Origin of the sequence: Bartonella taylorii 8TBB, assembly GCF_902825155.1 — a bacterium.
Classification (GTDB): Bacteria; Pseudomonadota; Alphaproteobacteria; order Rhizobiales; family Rhizobiaceae; genus Bartonella; species Bartonella taylorii_A.
On the sequence record NZ_CADEAG010000001.1, the window covers coordinates 175692 to 187832 of the forward strand.

General features: G+C 40.6%; 7 protein-coding genes. 5 read left to right on the plus strand and 2 right to left on the minus strand.

The window, feature by feature from the left end:
- The first annotated feature begins 47 nt into the window (after nt 1-47).
- From J7R13_RS00875 to J7R13_RS00895, 5 genes are all read left to right on the plus strand, one after another.
- Complete coding sequence (locus J7R13_RS00875; RefSeq protein ID WP_208437047.1) at nt 48-749, plus strand: YggS family pyridoxal phosphate-dependent enzyme; 702 nt, start codon at nt 48-50, stop codon at nt 747-749.
- A 648-nt stretch (nt 750-1397) separates the two neighbouring features.
- A complete protein-coding gene (acs, locus tag J7R13_RS00880) occupies nt 1398-3356 on the plus strand; it encodes an acetate--CoA ligase (protein ID WP_208437048.1) in 1959 nt (652 codons plus the stop codon).
- A 377-nt stretch (nt 3357-3733) separates the two neighbouring features.
- Entirely contained in the window at nt 3734-4393 is a 660-nt protein-coding gene (ftsE, locus tag J7R13_RS00885; protein ID WP_007552938.1) for a cell division ATP-binding protein FtsE, read from the plus strand.
- A complete protein-coding gene (locus J7R13_RS00890) occupies nt 4386-5339 on the plus strand; it encodes a cell division protein FtsX (RefSeq protein ID WP_208437049.1) in 954 nt (317 codons plus the stop codon). The genes ftsE and J7R13_RS00890 overlap by 8 nt, the downstream gene beginning before the upstream one ends.
- Nucleotides 5340-5436: 97 nt before the next feature.
- A complete protein-coding gene (locus J7R13_RS00895) occupies nt 5437-6012 on the plus strand; it encodes a YdcF family protein (RefSeq protein ID WP_425523220.1) in 576 nt (191 codons plus the stop codon).
- Here the strand turns inward: J7R13_RS00895 and J7R13_RS00900 are convergent.
- Both J7R13_RS00900 and J7R13_RS00905 read right to left on the minus strand, forming a co-directional pair.
- Nucleotides 5985-6323, minus strand: a complete 339-nt coding sequence (locus J7R13_RS00900; RefSeq protein ID WP_208437051.1) for a hypothetical protein — start codon at nt 6321-6323, stop codon at nt 5985-5987. The genes J7R13_RS00895 and J7R13_RS00900 overlap by 28 nt on opposite strands.
- 142 nt (nt 6324-6465) lie before the next feature.
- Complete coding sequence (locus J7R13_RS00905) at nt 6466-11424, minus strand: DEAD/DEAH box helicase (protein ID WP_208437052.1); 4959 nt, start codon at nt 11422-11424, stop codon at nt 6466-6468.
- Nucleotides 11425-12141 lie beyond the last annotated feature (717 nt).

Consider the following 12141-nt stretch of genomic DNA (forward strand, 5'->3'; position numbering starts at 1 on the left):
CACGAACCATTATTTTATTGCTAAATAAAAACAGAAAGCACGAAAAAATGAGCACCCACACGACCCCTCATGCCCCCCCTCATGCCCCTTGTGTTGAAGCATGGAAAATCCTTCAAAAAGAGATTGCTGAAATATGTAAAGACTATAATCGCTCTTTAGAAGAGGTTCAACTTCTCGCTGTTTCTAAAACCGTCTCGGCAGATAACATTTTCCCCCTTTTGCAAGCAGGTCAAACGCGTTTTGCAGAAAACCGCGTGCAAGAAGCCCAAAAAAAATGGCCGCACTTGCGTCAACAGTTTGAAAATATCGAACTTCACCTTATCGGCCCCTTACAATCGAACAAAACAGCAGAAGCCGTCAAAATTTTTGATGTCATTCAAACGGTTGATCGCGAAAAAATAGCCAAGAGCTTGGCCGAAGAAATGCAAAAACAAAAAAGAACTCTCCCCTGTTATGTTCAGGTCAATATTGGCTTAGAAAGCCAAAAAAGTGGTATCGCACCACAAGAAGTGGTTTCTTTTGTTACCCAGTGTAAAAATCACTATGGTCTTGATATTATCGGACTAATGGCAATCCCCCCAGTGCAAGAAAACCCTGGTCCCTATTTCGCCCTTTTAGCAAAACTCGCAAAAAAAGCTGGTCTTCCAAAGCTTTCGATGGGTATGTCCAATGACTTTAAAACAGCTCTTCAATTTGGCTCTAACATTCTTCGTATTGGTTCTGCTTTATTTGGAAAACGCCCTGTCTGACAGCCTCTCTACTGAAATGTAGCGCAAAAAAAAACCATTTATAATAATGAGAACGATAAAGGTGCATGAGGTGCATTGCACATTTATAAAAAAACACCGCAAAATAAATGACCACAAAAAACATTCAGCACAGTTGTCGTAATAGCTCCCATAAAAACCACAGATTATATCAACCTCTCCAATCCGTGTGAACAATTCACCCACTTACCAAGTGTGTAAAGCAGACAAAGAGATGTTTATGGATGCACCCCCGACCCTAGAGCAAACCTACCAACTCAATAAGCCCCCTAAAATGCCAGATAGCGTAGCAATAGCTGTATTCAACAGCATGATAGCAACCTAAGGATAACAGAGAAACTTTCCGCACACTAGAAGGTAAAATACTGTCGATAATGCCTAAAAATAAATGGATTTACCAATGCGTGCACACAAGACAAGAGCTACGAAACTGAGTTCAGTATAAGCATCCTAAAACAGCATAAAAATCCCCTCTTAAATACAAACGCATCAGATTTGAAAAATTAACTATTTCAATATTTGTAATTTCGTCTAATCTCAAAATGAAAAGCTTATTGGGAATAACTCTGCCAAAAAACACAAAAATATAATGGCTGATTTTTCCAAATAATAAATGAGGAGAGGGAACATATGTCTGAAAAAATCTATCCAATACCAGATAATATCAAAAAAAATGCTTTGATCGATGAAGAAACTTACCACCAATGGTATCGAGAAAGCATCAATGATCCAGAAAGCTTTTGGGCAAAACACGGTCAACGCATTGAATGGTTTAAGCCTTATACAAAAGTAAAAAATACTTCATTTAATGGAGATATACCGATTCAATGGTACGAGGATGGAATAACAAATGTTGCCTATAATTGCATTGATCGCCATTTAAAAAACCATGGTGATAAAATTGCCCTGATTTGGGAAGGAGATAACCCTTACCATGATAAAAAAATAACCTATAAAGAGCTTTATCAACATGTCTGTCGTTTTGCCAATATCTTAAAGAACCACGGTGTAAAAAAAGGCGACAAGGTTACCATTTACCTCCCCATGATTCCCGAAGCAGCCTATGCCATGCTCGCCTGTGCCCGCATTGGCGCCATTCATTCAGTCATTTTTGCAGGTTTTTCTTCTGAAGCAATAGCACAACGTCTTGTTGATTGTGAATCAACCTTCATCATTACTGCCGATCAAGGCTTACGTGGAGGAAAACAGATAAACTTAAAAGAGACCGTTGATCATGCTATTGAAATAGCAACCCACCAGAATGTGCATGTCAATCAAGTCATGGTCATACGGCGCACCAGTGGAACAATTCATTGGGTAGAGGGACGTGATTTTTGGTACCATGAAGAAATACCTCATACCAAAACAGATTGCCCTGTAGAAGAAATGAATGCTGAAGATCCTCTATTTATTCTTTACACCTCAGGTTCAACAGGCAAACCAAAAGGTGTTGTACATACAACAGCAGGCTATCTCGTTTATGTATCGATGACACATCAATATGTTTTTGATTATCATCCTCATGAAATTTACTGGTGCACTGCCGATATTGGCTGGATTACTGGCCATTCGTATTTGGTTTATGGACCTCTATGCAACGGTGCTACCACTCTAATGTTTGAAGGAACACCAACCTTTCCAGACAAAGGCAGATTCTGGGAAATTGTCGACAAACACAAAGTAAATACGCTCTACACAGCACCAACTGCTATTCGTGCCTTAATGGGTGCAGGAAATTCATTTGTTGAACGCTCGACAAGAGCATCCTTGCGCCTTTTAGGCACCGTAGGTGAACCCATTAATCCAGAAGCATGGGAATGGTTTTATCATATCGTTGGAAACAATCACTGTCCCATTCTCGATACATGGTGGCAAACAGAAACAGGGGGGCATATGATCACCCCCCTTCCTGGTGCCACAAACTTGAAAGCAGGCTCAGCCACCCGTCCTTTTTTTGGTGTTCAACCACAAATCATTGATGCCCAAGGAAATATTCTGGAAGGAGAAGCAGAAGGCAATCTTTGCATTATTGACTCATGGCCCGGACAAATGCGCACCCTCTATAACGACCATGCGCGTTTTATTGAAACGTATTTTTCATCCTATAAAGGGAAATATTTTACAGGCGATGGGTGTAGGCGTGACAGCGATGGCTATTATTGGATTACAGGACGGGTTGATGATATTCTCAATGTCTCTGGACACAGGCTAGGAACAGCTGAAATTGAATCAGCGCTTGTTCTACATCCTGCTGTTTCAGAAGCAGCAATTGTCGGTTACCCTCATCCCATTAAAGGACAAGGAATTTACAGTTTTGTCACCTTAATGGAAGGCACAACCTCAAGTGAAGCATTGCAAGAAGAGCTGATTAAACATGTCAGAAAAGAAATCGGCTCCATTGCCATATTGGATAAAATTCAGTTTGCCCCTCAACTCCCCAAAACACGATCAGGAAAAATTATGAGACGCATTTTGCGAAAAATCGCCGAAAATGATTTTGGTAATCTAGGAGATATTTCAACTCTTGCCGAACCACAAGTTGTTGATGATCTTATTGCCAATCGCCAAAATAGAAACGCCATTGCTTAACGCAAAACACCAATGGTGGCTTTAGCCTTCCTGCTAAAATTATCTCGGCATTCTTGCTAAAGTCACCAAGAAAGGGTGAAGAAGAAAAACACCAGTAAACGAAAAAGATCACTGCTAAACCGACAAAACTCGAGTGAAAGCCTTCATGTTTCTGCTAGAAACACCTTGGAATTCCTGCTAAAATCATAAATAAAGGTAAAATAAGGAGATGTGACGATCAACAATATTCTTACAAGCAATATTTCTCAATAAAAAATGAGAAATTGTGAAAGAAAAAATATTGAGAACTGTAAAGTATAAACCGAACAAAAACCTAGAATAATGGGAGCAAAAATCCTTACAATGGTGCAATATAAAAGCAGAAGTGGTAACGAAAAGTGATTCATTTTGAGAATGTTGGTCTGCGCTACGGAATGGGCCCTGAAGTCCTTCGTGATATTAGCTTTCATATTCCTCCTGGATCATTTCAATTTCTCACAGGCGCCTCTGGAGCCGGTAAGACGTCATTGATGCGTCTTATGTTTTTGGCACTCAAACCAACCCGCGGTCATATTGATCTGTTTGGAAACGATACAGCATTACTCAAACGACAAGAGCTCCCCGCACTACGACAACGTATCGGTGTCGTTTTTCAAGATTTCCGTCTCCTTGATCACATGACCACTTATGAAAATGTCTCTTTACCTTTACGCATTAAAGGGCAAGAAGAAGCAACTTATCGCAGCGAAGTGGAAGATCTTCTCTGTTGGGTAGGACTTGGAGATCACATTCATGTTTTACCACCGGTTCTTTCTGGCGGCGAAAAACAAAGAGTAGCCATTGCGCGTGCACTCATTGACCAACCCGAAATCCTGCTTGCCGATGAACCGACAGGAAATGTTGATCCACCTTTGGCAAAACGCCTACTTCGCTTGTTTATAGAATTAAACCGTTTTGGAACGGCTGTCGTCATTGCCACCCATGATATTGCACTGATGGAACAAGTCGCAGCACGGCGTATGCTTCTCCATAACGGACGGATGACAATTCATGAATAAGTCTTTCCCTATTTTTACAAGCAATCAAAAAAACGCAACAGCTATTATTCCCAGCAGCAACATTTCTGGTCAAGCACTTGTTGCAGTGATTGCTATTATGACATTTCTCTCAAGCCTCACATTAATCGGTGTTGATTTGGTACAGCGTGCTGCTAACAGCTGGAGCAATCAAATCAGCTATGAAGCAACCATTCAAATACGCCCCATTGACAATGTTGATATCGAAACAGCCCTTCGTGATGCAGTTAAATTGGTTAAAACATTTCATGGTGTGCGAGATGCCACCATTGTTGATCAAACAGCTACGGAAAAATTGCTCGAACCATGGCTTGGAAAGGGATTAAGCTTAAATGAACTGCCCCTTCCCCGCCTTATTATCGTAACACTGAAAGAGAATGAAGAAATTAATTTTCGTGCAATCAATGACGCCATTAAAACACAAATTCCAGGAGGCCAGTTTGATGATCACCGTGTTTGGGTAAACCGTTTTTCAACAATGGCACATACAACAGTTTTTATTGGCTTTTCAATTTTAACATTGGTTCTAGCCTCACTGATACTCACAATTATCTTTGCCACACGCAATGCGCTGGCAGAGAATGTCCATATTATCAATGTCTTATATTTTCTAGGCACGGAAACCCTTTTCATTGCACGACAATTCGACTGGCATTTTTTTAAAACTGCACTACGTGGAGCGTTATACGGTGGTATCACAAGCGCATTTCTGTTTGCCGCTTTTACCTTGTGGACCAACTATAACCTAGGGAGAGTGGAAACCAGCCAAATAACCGCTTTGTTTGGATATATTTCTATAAGTTCTCTTCCCTATGGAAAGATTATTGGCCTTATTTTTTTCGTTTCTTTTCTTACCACACTGACAAACCGAATGACTATTCTGGCACAGCTTAAAAAAATAGATCAATGTGAAAACGGCTTATTTTAATTTTTATAACTTACGGCTCATATAATTCCAAATCATGACGCAAAGCAATTTAGAGCACCCTCAACAGAAACATACCAATCTATGGCATCTTTGCTATTTGTTGCGCTATTTCCCACCAACAGCATTTGCCCTTTTAATGGTCATTCTTCTTTTTTGTGTCGGTTTTATAGTTTTTTCTGAAAAAACCGAACAACTTCAACCACCAAATCCTTTGCCAAAAGCAGATGCAATCATCGTTCTTACGGGAGGAGAAAAACGCATAGAAGCAGGACTAAAACTCTTACAAAAGGGGCTTGGTTCGCGGCTCTTGATTAGTGGAGTCAACATAACAACCAATCTCCAGAGACTGAGGCATAATACGCATATCACCTCGCAGCTCTTTACCTGTTGCGTTGACATCGGACATAAAGCGATTAACACAAAAGGCAATGCCGAAGAAAGCGCAGATTGGATCAAAAAACACCGCTACCAAACAGTTTATATCGTCACCCACGATTACCATATGTGGCGCTCTCTGCGTGAGCTTAAATATCTCATGCCTAACGTCAATTTCATTGCTTATCCTGTTAAAAAGAGCGGCAATGAAAACACAATACAACAGATCAATCAAATACGTATTCTGTTATTCCAATATATCAAAACAATTCAAGTATACATCAGAACCGCATTCTGATCTTTGCCCTTCGGGTTTTCTAAAAAATTTGCCACTTTTTTTAAAAAATTTGTCACAAGCGGCACCATTGCTCTTTGCCAACCCGATGCAAAAAGCACTCGAAAACATTCATAAAAGGCATTTTTACGTCTTTCTTCAGTCTCCAAACGCAGCCCCACACCTATGACGCGCAAGCGAATAATTTTGATGACTAAGAGGAATTGATTTCCTCTCCACCCTAAAAAATAAAGCTTCTTAATCTCCTTCGATTTTTCAACAATCCGGCTTCTTATCTCATAAGTTCCACCTGCTGACCACGCACCGCAGTTCACTCTATGAAGCTCGACAAGCAATCCCTGCCCTAAATATTCATCACACCCGCTAAAAACACCTCACGTAGAAAGCTTTCCATAAGCTCTATCTCAAGGCCTTCTATCGAAGCTGTTTTCTCACCGCACCTCAAAAAGCGCTGTTTTATGGCCCAATGGATAGCTTAACATTTTCAGTTTCTCTCACTTCCAATTTTGGCAGACTGCGAACAATTTTCATTGTTTCCAAGCTTACCATAATAACCCGCTGAAACAATTCCAGAGGATAGGCCGGATTACCCACCGTTTCAACAGCATAGTGATTAGCATCATTAACAATCCCACTCGCTTTGTCCGTTTTGACAATCTGGCGTTCCATAACCCATTCAAGAGCGGGTCTGCCATTGACCACATACTCATAAGCTTCAAGAGGAATATTCTGCATCGTGATATATGCATTATAAACCACTGTACTTTTATCAATAGCACCGCGCCTACCGGCAAATTTCATCGCTTCAACATGATAGAAACTCTTCTCATCAGAAATCATCCAAGTGCGTGGATCACCTTGTTTATAGGTAACAGGATAGGGCTCAACCTCTTCATAATTCATATGCAAGTCACCAAGCTTCCGCCCCGCTGTCACAAAAGCCCAAAAATCCTCTACTCTTTTGACCGTTGGAATACGTGGCAATTCTTTAGACAAATTATGCGCATAACGCGCACGGTAATCTTCAGAATGCAAAATCCCATAAACATAATAAAACAAATCATCCTTTGTTATCATTTCACCAGGATAGGCAGCCTTAAAATATGCCAACCCTTCATCCGTGAGTGCATCACGCCGCTGCAAACCAGCTTTTTTGCTTTCCTCTGCAAAATTTGCAAACAAATGAACCTGATCCTCCTCTTGCTCTTCTAAAGATGCAGCATCTTCATAAATATATCTTGGAAAACATTGACCTTTTTCCATTGCATCCAAGTTGGGTAAACTCTTAGTCATCAGGACAGAAAAACCACTCCTTGCTCCAACTCCTGTAACTTGTATTACCCTGTTCTCAACCGCTGTTTCCATAGGGAATATACGCGGCATTTGATAAACTCTCTCATTAAAGATACGATTATAATAGAGCCACTGTCGTGTAAAAGGACGATAAAGACTTTGCACTAAACAATTACTTCTAAATTCGGAAAAATTTCCCCTTATTAACTCTTCTTTAAGACTACTACTCCAACTGATCTTTCTAGCATCTGTATTGACACAATCATTTACAGCATTTGCACGCACTTTTCGGTCAGAATGCGCATAAGCATTATTAAAATGTTCCACTTCATTGTTATAAAAAGTTATCGTGTTACGCATATTATCCGCTAGGTATTCATGACTAAAATTATATGTCCACGCATCACGACTAGTTGAAATACCACAAGAGAAATTTTCAAAGAGCTTTTTATCACTGCCCTTCTTATCACCTAAGGCTAGAAATTTTTCAAAATCACTGTTGCGCTGATCCAGCCAATCACCATGCTCATCTGGCGTAATCATCTGCCAGTCGTGTTCACGCTTAATCCCACCAACACTGCACAACCGCTGAAGTTTAGAGAGTTTGTCTTTTGTCGTGAGATTATCACCAATGTCATAATAGTAAATTTCGCACTGCTCAGTGACATTTGGATTTTTGATAAACAGTGTCACAGCAATACCTGTCATGCTTCCACTTCCGAAAACATTTTGTCCTTCTTGAGCAAGCCCTTTGCTCAACATATTTTTGCGAATATCACCCCGCAAATTGAGAACATAAATACTCGAAAATTCCTCACTCAAATTTTTTCTGAGTCCATCCATTGATAATTTTTCAACATAACCTGAACCAGAAACAAAACCAATAACACCACAATCTTTTATGCGATCACTTGCCCAACGAATGGCACGAATATAACTGTCATAAAGTTTATTAAGATTGCTCGCACTAGATTGAGCGGCATAGGTTTCACGAATGCGACAATCCAATTTAGGATAACCAATATTTTTCGCATTGTCGTTTTCACTTTTTTGCCCTACCGAATAAGGAGGGTTGCCAACAATAACACGAATATCCAGTTCCTTCTGGCGTGATCGACGTGTGCTGTTATCCACCAGCAAATCACTGATTAGGTCTTTTTCTTGCTCATAAAGCTGGAATGTATCGGTTAAACAAATTCCCTCAAAGGGAACATAATCTCCCCCCATCAGACCATGATAGGTTGTCTCAATATTAATGGCTGCAATATAATAGGCTAAAAGCACAATTTCATTGGCATGAATTTCATGACAAAATTTGTGCTTCATTTCTTCTGGTTTTATCAGACCCGATTGTAAAAGCCGCGTGATAAAAGTCCCCGTTCCTGTAAAGGGATCCATGATGTGAATACCAGATGAGCCAAGCGTTTGCCCAAATTCTTGCTCTAAGACATCATTGACAGAGTGCAGAATAAAATCCACAACCTCAATGGGGGTATAAACAATGCCTAGTTTTTCTACAGTGCGTGGAAAAGCATAACGAAAGAATTTATCGTAAAGCTCTATAATCAACCTCTGTTTTGCTTTTGGATCCGTAATTCCACTAGCGCGTAACTTTACACTTGCATAAAATTTCTCGAGGTCTTTGGATTCCTTATCAAGATTCGCCTCATCAAGCACATCAAGCATACGCTGCATAGCACGCGAGACAGGATTCTCACGTGTAAACTGATACCCCTCAAACAACACCTGAAAGACAGGACGCGTAATAATATGCTGTGCCAACATCTCAATCGCATCAGCCTCTGTAATCGCATCATTTAAATCATCACGCAGTTCTGCTACAAACTTGTCAAAGGCTTGACGCGCCTCAGTATCTGGCTCTGCCAGAATACCTGTTAACCGCGTGATATGATTCTTGGCAATCTCAGCAATGTTGCTCGCCCAATCTTCCCAATAATCACGTGTCCCACATTTCTTGACGATCTTTGCCATGATCGCACGAGAAAGTTCATCCACAGAGAAAGAAAGCTCTCCTTGTGCTTCATCGGTAAGAGTGAAATCATATTCCGGTGTTCCAATTCCCGCTCGTGCGGGTTGTGCGCGTAGTGGAAGATTGTCTACAACAGCCGTAACAGCCTGTAACTCAGTACTCTGCGTGACGCCAATAATCTCAATCTTACTGCTGATATCTTGCCCTAGTGATGCCTTATTAATTGTAGCATCAAAACGATCATCATGCGCCCGCAAAGCATTTAAAATTTGCCAAACAACCCGATATTTATCATTGTTGTTCAAAGCCTGTTCCACTGGAGTCCCAGAGGGAATACCAATCGGCAAAATGACATACCCCATCTTTTTGCCCTCAGAGCGACGCATCACACGTCCAACGGATTGCACAACATCAATCTGACTCTTGCGTGGATTTAAAAACATGATCGCATCAAGAGCCGGAACATCGACCCCCTCAGACAAACACCGAGCATTGGTCAAAATACGACAAACATCTTCACCACTATCAGCTTTCAGCCAATCAAGTAATGCACCACGATCCTTCGCATTGAAAGTGCCATCAACATGCTCAATTTCACACTTCAGAAAGTGCTCATTTTCCGTATTCTCTTTCGTATACTCAAGATATTCTCTAACAACCCCAGAAAATTCATCACGCACCAATTTAGAACTTTGAATAGTTTTACAAAACGCCAAAGCACGATGCATAGGGTGTGGATCCGCACCAACATCAGCCTTCAGATCTTGTTTTGTCAGCGCCTTATAACAGCCAATAATCTTTGTTGCATCATCAAGAACAAGCTCAGACTTGCCATCACTAAGACGCTTCTGAACAGCTGAACTGACCAATTGTTCGTCCACTGCTAAGACAATAACCTTATAATCCGTTAAAAGATCATTTTGTACTGCCCATGAAAAACCCCTATAAAAAACTGTTTTACCAAAAAGCTTTTCATCATCCATCGAAGCAAGAACCGCATCAACTTCATGAGCGCGACTTTTGACGTTATCACCAAAAATGCGCGGTGTTGCTGTCATATAAAGGCGCTTCTTAGCACGAATAACATCATTGGAATGCACCTTAACAAAATTGGATTCATCCTCTCCAACCAGCGTTGCCCCTGTTGTACGGTGCGCCTCATCACAAATAATAAGATCAAATGTTGGTAAACCATAATTTTTTTGAGCATCCGCAACCACCTGAATCGAGTGATAGGTTGCAAACACAACGGTCATTCTATCTGCAACACTCTTACCCACCTTTTCTGCAAGTTTAGCAGCATCGGTTGTCGCCGGAAAAGCAAGATCAAACACATCAATTTCAGCAACATCATCACTATTTTTACGACGCTTTCCCACTTGTGTATCTGAACAGACAGCAAAGGAGCGTAATCCGATTTCTGCATCCGTTGTCCATTCACGAACCGTCTGTGACATCAGCGCAAGAGAAGGAACAAGAAACAAGACAAACTTGCCTTCACCCACCAAATCCTCAGAAATTTTAAGACTGGTAAATGTCTTACCGGTACCACAAGCCATAATGAGCTTACCCCGATCTGCTTCCATAAGCCCAGCACGCACATCACGCAATGCCTCCTGCTGATGTGGACGGATTTTCTTTTTATCCTCCAGCACAATTTTGCCCTGGGCTGCAAAAGTTTCCCAACGGATCGGACTTTGTTGCATATTGGAAAGACTAATCCGTATAACAGGAATATCCTGCCCCCGTATCATTGTTTCAGCGTTATCACTCCAAGCACTTTCAGTACTGTCTATAACAACACGCCGCTTGAATGGAACTTTTCCTGATGCCGAAATAAAACTATCAATATCTGCTTTTTTAATCCGATATGCTGCATCATAAAATTTACATTGGATTGCCGCAAACCCCTCTTCATCGCGAAGCTTTGCCACAAGATCGATACCAGTATCACGACCATCCCAATCATTTTCATGCGCCCAATCTTTAAAGGTTTGAACCTTTTCATACTGATCAAACTGAAGAGGATCATGCGTCAAATAAGCAAAGGCAAAACGCTCAAAATATGTACCTTTGTCTCGTTCGGTACGCGCTTCATCACGATATGTCTGTAAAAGCGATTGCAGCGTCATGCTTTCCCCCCATTAAAAACATCTCTAACTATCGAGTCTAGAAAAATTGGTCAATGCTTATTGTTCCATCCAAAAGACTTTAGATAACTCGATTTACTGAATGCGCTGACTCTTTACAAGAGAATATTACGCGCAACAAAATAAACTGAGAAAGTTTTACTTATCAGCAAAAGAGTAGAATCTGCTTTCTCCTCATCTCTAATAAATATCAAGTAATTACTCACAAGAATGTAGAGATTTGCTTTATTATTTTGGTGAGCTTCTTTTTGATGTTTATCTATTGGAAAAATTTAAGCTCAATATCGTCTGGTGCTAAACGCAATAAAAGCATATCATAAAACCAATTACCGGCTATACCGACACATAATAATACAATGCAGTTATCAACATTCCCAGCAGTATGAGCCCCTAAATGTATTCATCTCATTCTTCCTACGCAGCTCCAGCTTCGTAGGAACCTATATCTCCGTCACATACAGCCATAAAGCATCCTAAACCAAACGGTTACCAATACCCACATCCCTCCCTTTACCATACAATTTATGAAAAAAAGAACCCGTCTACGAATAAACAAAAGGAAAACTACAGAGATCAACACGCTTTGTATACCAATTCGTTTTTTGAATATAGCTGTTTGGTGTTTAGACGCATTTGTTTATTATTTTATCGTTAACAGACACACTCTTCACGCCCCCTTTCCCCTTCTATTTTTAGATT

Excerpts from the sequence above, each read along its gene's own strand:
- J7R13_RS00890 (WP_208437049.1), top strand. The coding sequence starts at position 4,386 with ATGAATAAGTCTTTCCCTATTTTTACAAGCAATCAAAAAAACGCAACA.
- acs (WP_208437048.1), top strand. The coding sequence starts at position 1,398 with ATGTCTGAAAAAATCTATCCAATACCAGATAATATCAAAAAAAATGCT.
- J7R13_RS00875 (WP_208437047.1), top strand. The coding sequence starts at position 48 with ATGAGCACCCACACGACCCCTCATGCCCCCCCTCATGCCCCTTGTGTT.
- J7R13_RS00905 (WP_208437052.1), bottom strand. The coding sequence starts at position 11,424 with ATGACGCTGCAATCGCTTTTACAGACATATCGTGATGAAGCGCGTACC.